This window comes from Solibacillus sp. FSL H8-0523 (assembly GCF_038051985.1).
Lineage (GTDB): Bacteria > Bacillota > Bacilli > Bacillales_A > Planococcaceae > Solibacillus.
Window position 1 is genome coordinate 3,312,533 of the sequence record NZ_CP150291.1, and the last position, 16,111, is coordinate 3,328,643.

Sequence of the window (16,111 nt, forward strand, 5' to 3'; positions counted from 1 at the left end):
TGCGCACTTTGAAATAGTTTCAAATGGTTGAAAATTTGTTTATTGGGTATATTATAACTTTATAAAGACGAGAGGAGTGCTAGTATGCGAGTACTACTAAATGTCAATGGTAGGTCACAATATAGTGCAGATATCCGGCCCGAGCTTCAAAACTCTGCCTGCGGACCAACAACTGCTCATGTTATTTTAAATTATTTATGTCGAGAAGATGAAAAAGTCGTAACAAAAGATATTAATGAGCTGTACAAACTACTCGGTGGCACAAAAATCGGCCTCTTTAAATGGCGCATGATTCGGAATTTACGCAAGCTTCTAGGAGATGATTGGTGCGTAGAGGAATGTACGCTAACACAAGCAATCGAACAGTTGCGCGTAGGCAACCCTGTTGCTATGCGTTTTGATGCGTATTTCTCATGGCAGTTTTTCTCAAAAAATAAACCGCTTTATAAATACCACTGGGTACCTCTCATTGGCTATGAAGTGAAAGACGATGAATTGTACTTAACGATTCACGATAATGGTGGACGCAACCGCGACAGCCAAGTACGTACATTTAAATACGATGATAATCGCAAAGTATTAGACTTTGTGAAAATCGAACCGAAAAAACGCTAACCTTGTGTTAGCGTTTTTTTGTCTGGCTTTCTACTTGTATAACACCCCTAACCATTGGCAATACTTGGTACTACGAATGCGTCGCTTGCCACTAGCGCATGCGGTTATCATCCCTTATCTAAGAAAAAAGTGCGAGGAATTCTCTATGAAATCACTTGGTAAAATTAGTATTCTCCATATTGTTTTTTTATCGATGACAGTCATTGGCTTGAAAAATCACGTGACGATCATTCCTTCTTTACTAAATGGTGCTGGACGCGATTCTTGGATGTCCATCATTTTGGCGGCGCTCATCACAATTCCGTGGCTTTATGTTTTTTTCCACCTTCAAAAAGGGCTACAGTCAGATTCCGTTCGTACGCGTCTGCTTACAAACTACCCTAAATTAGGGAATGTATTAATTTATATCATTGTTTTTTATGTATTGGCCATGGCGGCGTTTACAATGCGTGAAACGATTCAATGGGTATCCACAACCTTCTTAATCGAAACACCCTTTATCCTATTGTTTTTCTTTTTTTCAGTTGTTTGCATTTTATTAGCTACGTCCTCTGTATTAAGTATTACGATGGCGAATGTCATAGTCCTATTTGGTGTCGTTATATTGGGCTTTTTCGTTGCTTTTGTCAATATACAAGTAAAAGATTATTCACTTGTACGGCCATTTTTCGAACATGGCTTTTCACCCATTATTAAAACGACTCTTTATCCTGCTTCTGGCTTTTTTGAAATTCTATTATTTTTGTTTATTCAACAGCATTTTAAGAAAAAATTAAAGTTTACACATCTACTCATTATTCTCTTTATTCTTGTGGGCTTAACGCTTGGTCCATTGTTAGGTGCGATTACCGAATTTGGGCCTACAGAAGCTGCAAAACAACGCTATCCTGCTTTTGAAGAATGGCGTATCGCAAAAATTGGTGGCTATATTTCACATTTAGATTTCTTTTCGATTTATCAATGGTTAACCGGTGCGTTTATACGCGTTGGCTTTTTGTTATTTATCGCGATTGAGCTATTAGGGATCACAGGAAAGACGAAGCAAGTTTGGAAAACCGTTGCACCCGCCTATATTTTTTTAACATTACCGCTGTTTTTAATGAACGACAGTATATTTATCGAGGTGAAAGGAAAGTATTTTCTAATAAGTACAACTTTGTTCTTTTTTATTTTAGCCTTTTTATTACTTTTCCTTTTGCGAAAGAGAACAAAGAATAAGGTGGAAAGCGATGCAGCAAATTGATACGATTTCGTTAAAATCGCAATTTAAACATTGTGAGGATGTTCATTTTCAAACGTATTCTTTTCAAGCGAGCAATGTCACGCTCATCACATGCGATGCGATGATTGACAAGTACTCACTTAATGAAATTATTGTACCAAGGCTTCAGTCCATTTGTAGTGACCCTGATACCCCACTAGATGAAACGATGCTTTTACAAAATTTATACATTCCTGATTTACAAAAAATTGATGATTTAAACGATGCAGTGTCCAATGTTTTTGGCGGCTTTGTGCTCATTTATGTGGAAAAGCTTCAAATATTATTATCGAGTAATATTGAAAAAAAGCCGAATCGAAGTCCAGAAGAAACGAAATTAGAGGTACAAATTAAAGGCCCTAGAGACAATTTTATTGAAGATTTAGCTATTAATATTGCGCTCATTCGTAAACGACTACCTACTGATTCTCTTGCTGTTGAAAAGCTATCTATTGGGGAGCGTTCGAAAACAAAGCTTGCGATTCTTTATTTTCACGATATTGCAAGTTTGTCCATATTAAAAGAACTAAAACAAGATTTGGAATCTGTTAGTACAGATGTTCTTTTAAGCAGTGAATCCCTTATGGAACGATTTAATAAACGCTCCTATTTTTTACCGCTAAACGATACGACAGGTCGCCCCGATTTTGCTGTTATGGCATTGTCATCAGGACGCTTTGTCATTTTAGTTGATGGCATTTCTTATGCAGTGATTACCCCTGTCGATTTATTTATGCTATTAAAATCAGGTGAGGATCTTGATTATCCAGCGATTACAAGCTCATTAGAACGCGTATTACGGATTTTTGGTATTCTCATTGCACTTTTATTGCCTGCATTTTGGCTTGCCTTAACGACATTTCACCAAGAACAATTGCCGTTCCCCTTACTTGCGACAATCGTTCAAGCCAATACGGGATTACCACTTCCCTCCGCGTTAGAAATGCTCGGTATGCTGTTCATGTTTGAGCTCTTTCGAGAAGCTGGGTTACGTCTCCCAAGTACACTTAGTGGAACAATTAGTGTAGTTGGCGGACTGATAATTGGAGATGCTGCAATCCGTTCAGGAATCACAAGCCCAGCCATGATTGTCGTCATTGCGGTTTCAACCATCGCGACCTTTACGCTTGTCAATCAATCGCTCGTTACAGCGGTAAGTGTCGCGCGCGTTTTGTTTATTATCGTAACCTCTATTTTCGGTTTATTTGGCTTATTTTTATCGATGTATTTAGTCGTTCTTTATTTGGCAAACGTGCGTGTTTACGGTGTTCCGTACCTTAACTTTACAGCGGATCTTTCTTGGTCGAATATAAAATTATCGTTATTCCGCCCACCTAAGAAAGACTATAAAAAACGAACAGCCATTAAAACACTTCAGGATAAAACAAGGGAGGAAGAATGATGAAGAAGCTTCTATTTCTCCCATTCTTTCTTTTACTCGCAGGATGCTGGGATACCAATCAACCTGAGCGAATGTATTATCTGTACGGTATTGGTATTGATTTTGAGGATGATGAATATGTCATGTATGCACAAATTATTGATTTTACGAATATCGCGAAATCCGATCAACCCAATCCAGAAGCATCTCAGGCAGAAGTTGGTGTAGCAAGAGGACGTACATTTGATGAAGTGTTTTTCAACTTATATAAGAGCATGGATGAAAGGCTATTTTTAGGCCAACTTGAATATGTCATCTTTTCAGAAGAAGCGGTCAAACAACACAAAGGTAAGGCAATCGTTAACTCGTTTATTCGCTATCGGGAATTGCGCTATACTACATGGACCTACATTACCGATGCCCCTTTAGAAGAAGTGATGCTAACGACACCGATTATTAATAAAGCGATTACCTTATCAAAGGTGGCCGACCCAACTAATTCCCTAAAACAATCATCGTTGATTCAACCAATCAACTTCCGTGAAATTTTGATTAATCTAGATGAACCGAGCCATTCGGCCATCATCCCTTTTATTGAAATTAGTGAAAACTGGTCAACGGATAAAGGACCAGATACCGTCTATTCTATTGAATCGGTTGTCTTAGTTAATTTACAGGATCCGTATAAGGGACATTTAAAAGGTGACGATGTACGAGGTCTCCAATGGATGACGGAAAAAACGGTGCGTAGTGAAATTACAGTAAAAATGGACGGTTTTGCAGATCCCTATGTAACAAATGTCGTACAATCCATTAAACCAACGATACGTCCCATCATTAATGAGGATTCGATACACTTTGAGTTAGATGTAAAATGCGTTGTTGAAGGGGTAGAATCCGAGAATCAGGAGATTATGGAGAAATTAATAAAAAAAGTTGAAGAGACGATGGAAAAGGAAATTGAAACAACCTATAAAGCCGCATTAAAGATGGACGTCGATGTTTTTCGTCTATCAGAAACTGTCTATCGAAAACATAATAAAGCATGGAAAAAGATGAATGAAGACGGCGTTATCCCGTTGGACGAAAACTCAATTCGTTCGATTAACGTTGAAGTCGTTAAAATGAATGGAGAACGGGTTATTTCAAATAGGAAAGATAGTCAATAACGGCTCATAATTGTAACCTGGGATTGCTTTTCTAATAAAATTTCACTTGATTCGTGGGCTACGGCATGACAGCATTATGGCCACCAATCATAAAATTTTGCCCTCGTTAAGCTTGCTATTGAAAGGTTCTTTTTTATACCATTGATTATAAGTAGTGTGGCGCGGAGCGAAGGGTGAGTTGCAAAAAACACCCGCTTCAACGAAAAGAGTTGGACGGAGTGGAGCGGCGGACTCCTTGGCGATTAAGCGTGCGCGGAAAATCCAATGTTCCATGCCGCCGCAAGAGGCATGGAACATTTAGTTGGAGCCACGCCGCCCGGAACGCAGTACAACGGATATGAGCTTAAAATCATCTCCCATCAATGCTTTTCTCCCGTAGCGCAGCAGAATGGATAAGGTTAAAAGGTCCCCATTTTATTTATCTAAAACTTTGTCATCTCCAACTTACGGTGATGAACCCAAAAAAACACAAACTTTCTCCGCAAAGAGAAAATTTGTGTTTTTGTTTTATCGCAGACTCTTATTTTAATGAACGCGCATGCTTAGCGATTAAACGATAGCCTTTTTGCTCCACTGATTGGAATATTTCAGGCGTGTATCCATCTAAACGTAATGCATCAAGCTCTGCATCTATTTCTGCTTCACAGTTGATTTTAGCTAACTGATGCGACAAGCGTAACATGTCCTCGTTTTCGCTAATTTTAATACGTTGACCCGGTTTTAATGTTGGTAATGCTTCTAACACACCATCAATCGAGCCATGATTTTGAATCAGCTGTAACGCCGTTTTTGGTCCGATTCCTTTAACGCCTGGGTAGCCGTCACCTGAATCGCCCATAAATGCTTTTACCTCCGCAAATTGCTTCGGTGCAATGCCGTATTCATCGACAAAGCGTGCTTCTGTGTACACTTCGTATTCTGTGTAGCCCTTTTTTGTGAACGCAATCGTTGTCGATGGATTCAGTAACTGCAGTAAATCGCGGTCGCCACTAATGACCGTGATTTGCGCGTCGTCCTTCCACTTTTCAATCATCGAACCGATTAAATCATCCGCCTCTAATCCTTTTGTGCCGAAGTTTTGCCAGCCGATCATTTTTGATACATTTTTTGCCATATCAAATTGAGGTAGCATTTCTTCTGGTGGTGCTGGGCGGTTCGCTTTGTAGCCGTCATAGAGCTCATTGCGGAATGTGTGCGCACCCATATCCCAACAAACCGCTAAGTGTGTCGGTTTCATTAAATTTTGTGCAGTTAATACGTGACGAGCAAAGCCCTGTACCCCGTTCGACGGCGTGCCATCATCTAAGCGAATAAATTGGTTCATCGCTGCAGATGCGAAAAACGAACGGAATAAAAGTGCCATGCCATCTACGATTAATAAGTGTGGTTTTGTCATAATGATACTTCCTCTCAAACTTCTAGACACTCATTATAGCAAAACCGCCACGTAAAGGCTGTTTGAAGCACTTACTGCTGTGGGAGTAAAAATTCAATAATGCGATTGACGTCTTGACTAAAAACACGATCCTCAGTCATACTTGGCACGATTTCGCGAATCTGCTCCCACTGTTCACGTAATTTCGGCGACATTTTTTCGACACCGCGGTACTCAACAGCCTGTGCTGCACAAAATGCTTCGATTGCCAAAACGGTACGTACGTTGGCAATAATCATGCGCGCATGACGAGCTCCGGTTGTGCCCATACTTACGTGATCTTCCTGATTCGCAGACGATGGAATAGAATCAACCGATGCGGGATGTGCAAGTGTCTTGTTTTCTGACACAAGGCTTGCCGCGCTATATTGTAAAATCATGGCGCCGGATTCAAGTCCAGGGTTCGCACTTAAGAACGCTGGCAACCCTTCATTTAACTGTGGATTCACTAAGCGCTCAATACGGCGCTCCGATACATTTGCAAGTTCTGCGATCCCGATTTTTAAAAAGTCCATCGCAAAGGCAATCGGCTGACCGTGGAAATTGCCTCCAGAAATGACTAAATCCCCATCTTCAAAAATCAACGGATTATCCGTAGCAGCATTCATTTCAAGCTCAAGCTTTTCTTTTACATAATTCAATACTTGCCAGCTTGCCCCGTGAATTTGAGGTATGCAGCGCAGCGAATACGGATCTTGTACGCGCTTGTCGCCTTGATGGGTAATGAGCTCACTGCCCTCTAACCAGTCACGCATACGCGTAGCCACATCAATTTGCTCTTTCATCCCACGCGCCTCGTGAACCGCTGGGTGAAATGCATCAATAATACCGTAGAGCGATTCCATGGTCATCGCAGCAATCCACTCACTCGCATAGGCTAGCTTTTCTGCCTCAATGTAATTGACAATTCCTTGCGCGGTCATTGCCTGCGTCCCGTTTATCAGTGCCAGTCCTTCTTTTGCTTGTAGCTCGATTTTCACAAGCTCCAAACGCTCAATAATTTCTTTTGATGACTGACGCTCTCCGTTTATAAATACTTCACCCTCGCTAATGAGCGCCAATACTAAATGTGAAAGTGGCGCTAAATCACCAGATGCCCCAAGTGAACCCTGCTGTGGGATTACCGGAAGAATGTCCTCATTAATCATGAAACATAATCGCTCTAATACTTCTAATCGAATGCCTGAGAACCCCTTTAACAATGCATTCAAACGTAGTACCATCATCGCCTTTGCAACGAGTGGTGGAAATGGCTCACCAAATCCACAGGCATGCGAGCGAATTAAGTTCAACTGTAATTTACTTACTTCCTGCTCCGCAATTTTCACATCGCAAAATTTTCCGAAGCCTGTATTAATCCCGTATACCGTTTTATCCTGCTGTACGATGCGTTCGACTGCTGACCGACTTTTTTCTACGCGCTTCTTTGCATCATCTGAAATGACTACCTGTTGTTTCCCATATAAAATAGTCTCCATTTGTTCCATAGTTAACTGTTGCCCGTTTAATTGAATCATGTTAGCCCACCCTTTATGATTTTTCGAAACGATAATTGTCTTAAATTTATTATTGTACAAAGAACATTTTATTTCCACCTATTTTTATCTCAAATGAATATTTATTCTCTAAAAGTCCTATTTTATATGTTTTACGAAGTTTTTTACTTCAACGAGATTTATCTCTAACACACTAATACACTAATTCATTAGTATTCTACTATATTAACAAAAAAAAAAAAGACCCGATTTCTCGAGTCTCCTTCTATATCATTTTGTTCGTTTCATATCACGAATCGCTTGAATCGACAGACGAACAAGTAAGATGGCACATAAAAATAAACCTAAATAGGCAGCGGTATTTAAATAGACCGCGTAAGCCGTATGCATAAACTGTGAAATTGCGAGTAAAGCGACGGAAATTATACCAAATGTAATGCCGACAAGTAACAGGACAAAACGTGAAAAAAGCTGTGTGACAAACATCGCATTTGCTTTATCTGAAAAAATATCATGATGCAAAATAATCTTACCGCTTTCGGCTTTTTTAATCATTTGATCAATACGGCGCGGAAGTTTACGTATATTTGGCAATAACAGTGCGAGCTCTTCTTCAATCATTTGCTTCGTCTCTTTTGGTTCCTTAAATGGCTTCATCAAGCTTGCTTTTAAATAATCATTTGAGAAATCTTTAATCTCACTAAAAATAGTAAAGTTTGGGTCAATCGTTGACAGTGTCCCATCTAACGTGACGATTGCACGTAATGCAACGCTGACAGATGGGTAAAAATGCAAGCCAAAATCTCGTGCCACCGAGAAAATGGAATAAATTAATTCGTCCGTTTCGATACGTGTCACATAATTAATCTTCAACAAGATTTGGCTAATGGCCTGCTCCATCTCTTGGCGATTCACTTCTTCTGCATTTTCAACTAATAGACTAATGCCGTCTACTACAAGCGCGGCATCATTTTGATGAATCCCTACTAGGAAGTACTTCAGCCCGTCCTGCTGTTGCACCGCTAGCCGACCCACCGCTCCATAATCGAGCATCGCGACACGCCCGGTACCCTCTTCAATATAAATATTGCCTGGATGTGGATCGGCATGGAAAATCCCTGAAATGAGCGCTTGTTCTAAAAAGGCATACAGTAGTGTTTGGGCAAAATCATGACGATTCGTTTGCGCGGCCTGCTGTGCAAACAACAGACTCCCTACCGTAACGGACTTGCCTTTTACATACTCCATCACGAGCACATTTTCATTACTAAAACTTGTATAAACATTCGGCACTTTGACATCGATATTGCCACTTTTCACGATTAGCGCCATTTGCTCCATATTGCGCGCCTCGATATGAAAATCAATTTCCTCACTTAGCGCGAGACTAAAACCTTTTGCTAAATCGTAAAATCCTAAGTTTTCCGCCCATTGTGATTTACTTGAAATCCAGCTGGCAAATTCCATTAAAATCGCTAAATCATCATGCATAATATGCTTCACTTCAGGACGCAAGAGCTTGACGACAACCGGCTCATTTGTGTCCTTTAATACCGCCTTGTGTACCTGACCAATCGATGCGGCAGCTAAAGGCGTTTTACTGAAATAAGAAAAAATATGCTCCGTGTCATTCTTAAAATTATCTTGTAAAATTTGATTCACTTGCTCTTCTGCTAATGGTTTGACGTGCTGTTGTAGCTTTTCTAATTCCTCGATAAAAATCGGCGATAGTAGCTCTTTTCGTGTAGATAACACTTGTCCAAATTTAATAAACACGCCACCACACTGCTCCAATGTATCACGCAGTGCCTTTGCTAATTCGCGTTCGTCCTCGCGAGCACGTGCGTATTTTACGGTGCGTGTGACGCCATTTCTCACAGCGATGCTTACAACCTCGCGCAAACGCTTTTGACGCTTCCAGTACGTAATAACTGTTTTAATATACGAACGTTTGCCTACCGGATTCCCGTTTTCATTGAGCTCAATCGGATCAAATAACTCGAAAAATAAATACAACAGCATGGAAATCAGTAGCATACTACCAAACCACAGCAACGTAGCACTATTCACGACATTTGACATGAGCCCTTGATCGTAATAGTCTGTCCCACGTAAATAGGTGTACCAAAATACAAAGGTTGTTAAAGCGACACTGATTATGACTGATAATAGGCGCTTTACTGTGCTTACTTGCGAGCCTATCAACCGCCCACTAATGAAAAAGATTAAAATACCTGCGCCTACTAATTGAATGATTGTTGAAATAACGCTCAACAAGCTCGCCCCCTTAGTTCATCGTAATATGTACCTGAATGTCTACATTCCCTTTTAACGCTTTACTAATCATACAAGTTTCCTCTGCCTTATATGCATAGCGCTCAGCTAACTTTAGCGTGCGCTCGGACTTCTCGTTAAGTGTGATCGCGACATGATGATGAATTTCCTTATACGTAAACACACCATTTGTCACATCGACAACGCCCTCAGATTTTAATGTTACATCCGCGTCAACTTGACTCCGTTCATACATCGCCGCAAGTGTAATGATATAGCATGTAGCGGCTGCGCCTAGTAGCATCTCATCTGGATTCGTCCCAATGCCCGGACCATCCATTTCTGGTGGAATTGAAACTTGTGTTTGTAGGCGCTCCGCAGTTAACGCGCCAACCGCATTTCGTCCCTGTGGCCAATCGATGTTTAGTGTAAATGTATGCGTTGCCAAAAAATTCACTCATTTCATTTTTCTTCTACTATAACATTTTTAAGAGGTCAAAGAAAAAACGCAACCCCCTCGAAAGGAAATTGCGCTTTTTTGGATCATCACCGTAAAACGGAGTTGCTTTTTCTAATAAAATTTCACTTAATTGATTGGTGGGCTTCGGCATGACCGCATTATGGCCACGTGGTACGTGTCCATACTACTGTCTTTAATGCCGTTTGCGAGGCCCACCAATCCATCATTTTTCCCTCATCATAATAGTTAAGAGCACAAAATTAAGCCGCTTGCGCTTACGCTAGGCGGCGGATGGTGAAAAAGTTACTGTTTCTTTATTGAAATTGCTTAAATCAATGATCTGCTGATTGAAAACTCATTTATTAAAAGTTTTTATTAACGTTGATTATAAGTTGCACTGATTTAAAAGGAACAAGCTTTGTTTTATCATTTTTTAAAGAGCTTCACTTTATACCAAAGTAGAGTGGCGCGGAGCGAAGGCGGCAGACTCCTGCGGGAACAGCGCGTGCGGAAAATCCATTTTTTTTTGCCGCCGTCAGAGGCACAAAAAATTAGTTGGAGCCGTGCCCGCGGAAAGCGTCCGCCGTAGCGCAGCAGAACGGATTCAATTAGAAAAGCTTGTTTTTTCTTGCCATCCCTAACTTATGACAAACAACATGTTTACCAAACGTTTTCTTTATACTTCTTGTAATAATTCACCTGGCGCATGAACATGTAGAACTTACGCTTGCAGTGCTTGTCTTGTTTATAAAATAACGGATTGACCATTTTCTTTTCTTTTAATAAACGGGCAATATCCGCTTTTACAACTGGATCAGCCACGAATTTTTTCAGTACGATTTTTGGCACAACAGAAAACAGCATATCACCTTTTAAGTACGTGCATGGCTTTTCCTTGCCGTAAATTAAATCATCGACAAAATAACGTGCCATATTGTGCCCCAGTGCCGTTACGTAATAGCTTGAACGACCTTGGCGAATGTTAACTTCGAATACTTTAAACTTGCCATCGCGTTCATCGTATTTTAAATCGAAGTTCCCGAAACCACGATAATTTAACGCCTCTAAAAAGCCGCGCAGTTTTGTCATCATTTCTTCGTCATAACGAGTGATTAACGCCGTATAGTTTCCAATCGCCGTTTTCGTATGCTCTTGTAGTACGACCTGTGCATATGACACAAGCTGTGTTTCGCCTTTTGAGCTTACATAGACAACCGAATCCCACATCGCTGTATCTTCACCAGGAATGTAGTCTTGGATAATTAATGTGTCCGCATATCCACTATTTTTAATCATTGTTACTACGCTGTTTAATTCCTCGATATTTTCAACTTTAAAGACTTTTGCTTGTCCTTCAAATGGATTGCGGGTGTATTCGATGCCGTTACTTGGCTTGATAATGACTGGATACATCATATCCTTTGTAAATTCGCCGTCTGTTTTACAGTTGTAAAACACCGTAGTTGGAATATCGATATCATGCTGTTCGCATAATTTATAGAAGTTTTCTTTAAATTGTACTTCGTTCATTAAGTCTTCTTCGATGTAGTTAAACACAAAGTAGTCTTTTAAAAGAGCTCGGTTTTCAATAATTAAGCGTACATATAAATCATTCGTACCGACTAATAGTAATTTTTCGGCCGCTTCTTCATATTTTTTCGCCACGCTAATTAAAATTTTCGCGAATTGTGCTGGATCGCCTAGTTTTTTATCGTACTCAATTGCACGTGGAATCGTACTTAAATTTGTAAATGGCAGTACGCCCTTCCCAACTAGCACCGGATGGATTTTATATTCTTCATGGAATGAAATCGCCATGTTGTATGCATTAATATCAGTACCTACAATAATCGGTAAAAAAGGTTGTCGGCTCATTGCGTTTAGTTCCCCTCAACATTTGTTCGTTTGTTTTTTTACCTATTTATCATACACCACTCACTCGATTTATGCTGTATTTTGCGAACTTAATTTTGACTATTCCTAACGCAATTAATGAAACTTCTTCTATTTAGAAACGTACAAATAACTAAGAGGTGAAAATGATGAACGAACAACTACAATTATTTTTCCATAATATCGAAAAAATCCGTCTTTATTTCGGCTCCGATTCCACACCATTTGAAAAGGAATTAGCGCTTAAATTAACCGTACGTAATCATGCATTTTACTATGAGGATTATGAAAAAGTTATTCAGCAAATTAAGGCCAATACAAAATGGTATAACAGTGCACGTACAAGCCAAAAGATTGCGCACAACTATTATGTACATTTTGCAAAAACACCAGAGCAGGTCCCTCACACGATACATATGTACAAGCAACTAACAAAACAGTTTAAGCGTAATGAACAAACGTATTTAGCAGCGATGTATTTAAAAACCGACACCGATTTAGTCAAGATGCAGCAATTGATGCAGGCACTACAACAGCAACCGAGCTTAAAATATTCTGCATTTGCACCACAAACGGTTGCCTTACTTGCCACACGTAATCATGACGAGGCAACATTGGCACAAACCTACGAACGCTATTACAATGCCCTTATTTCTCTAGGCTACGAACGTAAAGGGGTTACAAAAAATAGCGCAGTACTCTTAACGCTCGGCACCGGAACATTTTGTGAACAAACGTTTCAACATGTACAGCAAATTTCCGCAATCATTCAAAAGTCCGATGTGAAATTGAAACCCTGTCACTACAACACAATCGCACTACTTGCTTTAGCGAAATTCGATGTCGTACAGTTCCCAGCCCTCTATGCTATTCACGATGAAATTTGTCACGTATTAAAATTAAAAAAACATGACTGCAACACGCTGTCATTAGCCGCGCAAATTTACACATCAAACGAGGCGATTGGCGATTTACCAGAATATGAGCTCGATTTTAGCGATATGCTGCACATTCATAACGACGCTTCAAGTGATGGGGATAGCGGTGGTTCTGATGGCGGCGGTGGTGGAGATTAAACATTAGAAAAACACATTTCGCGTCAACAAAAAGGCATGCCAAGTAACTTCGACATGCCTAAACTATTATTTTGTTATAAAATTCTTCGGCTCACAAAGCTCGAACTTACCAATCGTGCTTTCTGCGGCACCCTTTGTACTCCCTAATACAACAACCGCCGAATTCACCGCTGCCTTACATTTTGTAAAGGCGTTACCACCTGCATCTATTGTACAGTTTAACGTATCAATTGCGGCTCCACCTCCGCGTGAAGAGCAGCTATCGAATGTTGAATTATGAACCAAAATCTCGGCGTCATACGTGTGGATTGCGCCTGACATTTCTGCACGGCTTTCTTTAAATTGACAGCCACTCATCACAAGCTTAACCTTTTGGACTTTCCCTGTAATGCGGCTAAAGAAATCGCGTTTCTTCATGTGACTCGCTTCGGTTCCCGCAATATACATACTACCACCTTTACCAAGCGTTGCATTATGTTCAAAAACGCAGTTGCGTAACACGAAATGGTCGCTATTCGTAAAGTAAATCGCCCCACCGCGTTCCTCGTCAAAGCATTTTTCAAACGAGCATGTATCAAGCTCGACTTTGGCATTATTCATTTCAATAGCGCGCACATTGTTTGCCCCAAAGAAGTGAACATCCTGTAATTTCGTTAAGCCTACATTACGTAGAGACAACATCGTTTTATTGGCATCCATTGACGCGATAAACTGTGCCCCGTCTGCCTTTAACACACCCCCGTCGACAATAATCGTCGCCTCATTGCCGAACGTTACCTTCATGCCGTTTAAATCCAGCTCCGCACCTTTACTAACAATCACTTCACCATTTAAATACGTCGCATAGCCAAGTTTTTTCTTTTGCCCACTCAGTAAGGTCATTTGCATTAAGCGCTCCTGGTATTCAAAGCCTGGTAAAAAGTATGGCAGTTCCGTTAATGGAATTGCTATATTTTGCTCAAATGCCGCTTGTACAACCTTCGTTGCTACTTCTGTATCTTTTTTTAACATGGCTAAACGGAAGCCGCGAATGAACTGCACTTCCTCATAGCTTAGCTGCAACAGTTCCTCGAATAATACGAGTAGCTCCTGCTCTTTTTCGGTAATTTTACGATCCTGTTGTGCGTACTGATATAAATCAAGCATGAAAATATATTGATGACGCGTTTCAGTTAATAATTGTAATAAATTATGTACAGTCTGCGGATCAGCCTCTAATGCTGCGGCAATTGCGAGCTTTTTAAAATCCGCCGGTAAATCAACTAGCGTAATTTGCTTTTTTAACGCATCCTTCGCCATCTCACTTGGATAGCCATTGACACAAACAAGCATCGCATAACCGATTGCGTAAATTTTACGGAATTGAATCGTTTCATTTGCCAGTGGATGTTTTTCATCGAGTAGTTCGCGCTTCACCTGGCGTAAATTATCTAAAATTGACATGTTATTCCCTCCAAAGTCGAATCACTGTAAATCTTTCTCTTTATATAACGGTTATTTTCCAATTATTTGTACTTTATTTCCCAAGAAATAATGAATTCCGACAAAAAACCACATCACGTCTGTGATGTGGTTTTTGTCTTATTCTGCTTTACGCTCTTTTGCATATTCAGCAGCTGCTGTAAATACAACGTCTGAAGATGAGTTTAATGCTGTTTCACATGAGTCTTGAATTACACCGATGATAAAGCCAATCGCAACAACTTGCATCGCTACATCATCTGAAATCCCGAATAAACTACATGCTAACGGAATTAATAATAGTGAACCACCGGCAACACCTGATGCACCAGCAGCTGATACTGCTGACAGCACCATTAAAATGACCGCTGTAATAAAGTCAACTTCAATACCTAGCGTATGTGCTGTTGCCATCGTTAATACCGAAATCGTCACAGCAGCACCCGCCATGTTAATTGTCGCGCCTAATGGAATCGATACAGCGTATGTATCTTTATCCAACTTTAACTTTTCAGCTAACGCCATATTGACTGGAATGTTGGCAGCTGAGCTTCGTGTGAAGAATGCTGTAATCCCACTTTCTTTTAATGACATGAATACAAGTGGGTATGGGTTACGACGTGCCACGATAAATACCATTAATGGATTCACAACTAATGCAACGAAGAACATTGTTCCTACTAAAATTAAAATTAAACGACCATATTCACCTAGCGCTGAAAGACCTGTTGTCGAAATGGCCTCAAAGATAATCCCCATAATCCCGAATGGTGCTAAGCTAATTACCCATTGTACTACCTTCGTTACTGCATCTGAGATGTTTGAAATGACTGATTTCGTTGTGTCGTTTGATGCTTTTAGTGCAATCCCTAGCACAATCGCCCATGCTAAAATCCCAAGATAATTTGCATTCATAATTGCAGTTACTGGGTTTGTTGTAATGTTAAATAATAATGTTTCAAATACTTCAAAAATACCACTTGGAGGTGTAACATCCTGTGCCGCTGTTTTTAATGTTAGTGTTGTTGGGAAAATGTAGCTTACAACTACGGCTACAAAGCCCGCTAAAAACGTACCTGCTAAATATAACGCAATAATCATTTTCATATTTGTCGCCTTACCGCCCACATGTGACGCGATGGCGTTAATTACTAGTACAAATACCAGAATTGGTGCAACTGCTTTTAAAGCTGCGATAAATAAAGAACCTAAAATCGTAATGCCGCTTACTTGTTCTGGAATTGTTAACGCGAGAATGGCTCCCAGCACAATACCAATAATAATGCGGTTTACTAAATTAATACTATTCCATTTGTTGAACAAACTTTTCATAATTCCCTCCGCTATTCTAAGATGTTATTTGCTTCTTTTGTGAAGCGAGTGAAACCTAAAAATCGATATGAAAACAAATTTCACATCGATTTGAAGCCTCATATAATAACACTTCATTTTTCGTTAATTTGCTATACAACAATAATAACTTGTATTTCTAAATAACACAACTGTATTTTCCAGGAGTACATTTGATAAATTAGTTAAAATCACTTTAAAGATTGCTATACAAGTGTTTTTGGTACTAAAACCAAACAG

At 40.0% G+C, this 16,111-nt stretch carries 12 protein-coding genes; 5 read left to right on the forward strand and 7 right to left on the reverse strand.

Translation table 11 applies throughout. The annotated features are described in order from the left end of the window. Positions 1-84 precede the first annotated feature (84 nt). The 4 genes from NSQ62_RS16640 to NSQ62_RS16655 all read left to right on the forward strand — a co-directional run bounded on the left by NSQ62_RS16640 (position 85) and on the right by NSQ62_RS16655 (position 4,426). Positions 85-615: a C39 family peptidase gene (locus tag NSQ62_RS16640; protein WP_341321209.1), complete on the forward strand. Its 531-nt coding sequence runs from the start codon at positions 85-87 to the stop codon at positions 613-615. A gap of 145 nt (positions 616-760) precedes the next feature. Next, positions 761-1,858 (forward strand): endospore germination permease, encoded by a 1,098-nt coding sequence (locus NSQ62_RS16645; protein ID WP_341321210.1) that lies wholly within the window; start codon positions 761-763, stop codon positions 1,856-1,858. After that, positions 1,845-3,278, forward strand: coding sequence for a spore germination protein (locus tag NSQ62_RS16650; RefSeq protein ID WP_341321211.1), 1,434 nt, complete (start codon positions 1,845-1,847; stop codon positions 3,276-3,278). Before NSQ62_RS16645 ends, NSQ62_RS16650 begins: the two co-directional genes overlap by 14 nt. Beyond that, positions 3,275-4,426 carry a Ger(x)C family spore germination protein gene (locus NSQ62_RS16655; RefSeq protein ID WP_341321212.1) on the forward strand — a complete coding sequence of 384 codons (1,152 nt, stop codon included), beginning with the start codon at positions 3,275-3,277 and terminating at the stop codon, positions 4,424-4,426. Before NSQ62_RS16650 ends, NSQ62_RS16655 begins: the two co-directional genes overlap by 4 nt. Positions 4,427-4,946: 520 nt before the next feature. Here NSQ62_RS16655 and NSQ62_RS16660 read toward each other — a convergent pair. From NSQ62_RS16660 to NSQ62_RS16680, 5 genes are all read right to left on the reverse strand, one after another. Next, positions 4,947-5,822: a 5'-3' exonuclease gene (locus NSQ62_RS16660; RefSeq protein WP_341321213.1), complete on the reverse strand. Its 876-nt coding sequence runs from the start codon at positions 5,820-5,822 to the stop codon at positions 4,947-4,949. A 71-nt stretch (positions 5,823-5,893) separates the two neighbouring features. Further along, the gene (gene hutH, locus NSQ62_RS16665) at positions 5,894-7,378 is read right to left on the reverse strand and encodes a histidine ammonia-lyase (RefSeq protein ID WP_341321214.1); all 1,485 of its coding nucleotides are present in this window, start codon (positions 7,376-7,378) and stop codon (positions 5,894-5,896) included. 249 nt (positions 7,379-7,627) lie between these two features. Next, positions 7,628-9,631: an AarF/UbiB family protein gene (locus NSQ62_RS16670; RefSeq protein ID WP_341321215.1), complete on the reverse strand. Its 2,004-nt coding sequence runs from the start codon at positions 9,629-9,631 to the stop codon at positions 7,628-7,630. Positions 9,632-9,644: 13 nt separating this feature from the next. Then, the gene (locus tag NSQ62_RS16675; RefSeq protein ID WP_341321216.1) at positions 9,645-10,079 is read right to left on the reverse strand and encodes an SACOL1771 family peroxiredoxin; all 435 of its coding nucleotides are present in this window, start codon (positions 10,077-10,079) and stop codon (positions 9,645-9,647) included. Between the two features lie 672 nt (positions 10,080-10,751). Further along, a complete protein-coding gene (locus NSQ62_RS16680) occupies positions 10,752-11,966 on the reverse strand; it encodes a carboxylate--amine ligase (RefSeq protein ID WP_341321217.1) in 1,215 nt (404 codons plus the stop codon). Positions 11,967-12,130: 164 nt separating this feature from the next. Here NSQ62_RS16680 and NSQ62_RS16685 point away from each other — a divergent pair, with 164 nt between their 5' ends. Next, complete coding sequence (locus NSQ62_RS16685; RefSeq protein ID WP_341321218.1) at positions 12,131-13,060, forward strand: DUF4003 family protein; 930 nt, start codon at positions 12,131-12,133, stop codon at positions 13,058-13,060. 66 nt (positions 13,061-13,126) lie between these two features. Here NSQ62_RS16685 and NSQ62_RS16690 read toward each other — a convergent pair whose 3' ends face one another. Together NSQ62_RS16690 and sstT are read right to left on the reverse strand one after the other, a co-directional pair. Beyond that, positions 13,127-14,503 carry a right-handed parallel beta-helix repeat-containing protein gene (locus NSQ62_RS16690; RefSeq protein ID WP_341321219.1) on the reverse strand — a complete coding sequence of 459 codons (1,377 nt, stop codon included), beginning with the start codon at positions 14,501-14,503 and terminating at the stop codon, positions 13,127-13,129. A 138-nt stretch (positions 14,504-14,641) separates the two neighbouring features. Beyond that, on the reverse strand, positions 14,642-15,853 hold the full coding sequence (gene sstT / locus NSQ62_RS16695) for a serine/threonine transporter SstT (RefSeq protein ID WP_341321220.1): 1,212 nt from the start codon (positions 15,851-15,853) through the stop codon (positions 14,642-14,644). Positions 15,854-16,111 lie beyond the last annotated feature (258 nt).

Excerpts from the sequence above, each read along its gene's own strand:
- hutH (WP_341321214.1), bottom strand. The coding sequence starts at position 7,378 with ATGATTCAATTAAACGGGCAACAGTTAACTATGGAACAAATGGAGACT.
- NSQ62_RS16680 (WP_341321217.1), bottom strand. The coding sequence starts at position 11,966 with ATGAGCCGACAACCTTTTTTACCGATTATTGTAGGTACTGATATTAAT.
- sstT (WP_341321220.1), bottom strand. The coding sequence starts at position 15,853 with ATGAAAAGTTTGTTCAACAAATGGAATAGTATTAATTTAGTAAACCGC.
- NSQ62_RS16645 (WP_341321210.1), top strand. The coding sequence starts at position 761 with ATGAAATCACTTGGTAAAATTAGTATTCTCCATATTGTTTTTTTATCG.
- NSQ62_RS16655 (WP_341321212.1), top strand. The coding sequence starts at position 3,275 with ATGATGAAGAAGCTTCTATTTCTCCCATTCTTTCTTTTACTCGCAGGA.
- NSQ62_RS16650 (WP_341321211.1), top strand. The coding sequence starts at position 1,845 with ATGCAGCAAATTGATACGATTTCGTTAAAATCGCAATTTAAACATTGT.
- NSQ62_RS16660 (WP_341321213.1), bottom strand. The coding sequence starts at position 5,822 with ATGACAAAACCACACTTATTAATCGTAGATGGCATGGCACTTTTATTC.
- NSQ62_RS16640 (WP_341321209.1), top strand. The coding sequence starts at position 85 with ATGCGAGTACTACTAAATGTCAATGGTAGGTCACAATATAGTGCAGAT.
- NSQ62_RS16690 (WP_341321219.1), bottom strand. The coding sequence starts at position 14,503 with ATGTCAATTTTAGATAATTTACGCCAGGTGAAGCGCGAACTACTCGAT.
- NSQ62_RS16685 (WP_341321218.1), top strand. The coding sequence starts at position 12,131 with ATGATGAACGAACAACTACAATTATTTTTCCATAATATCGAAAAAATC.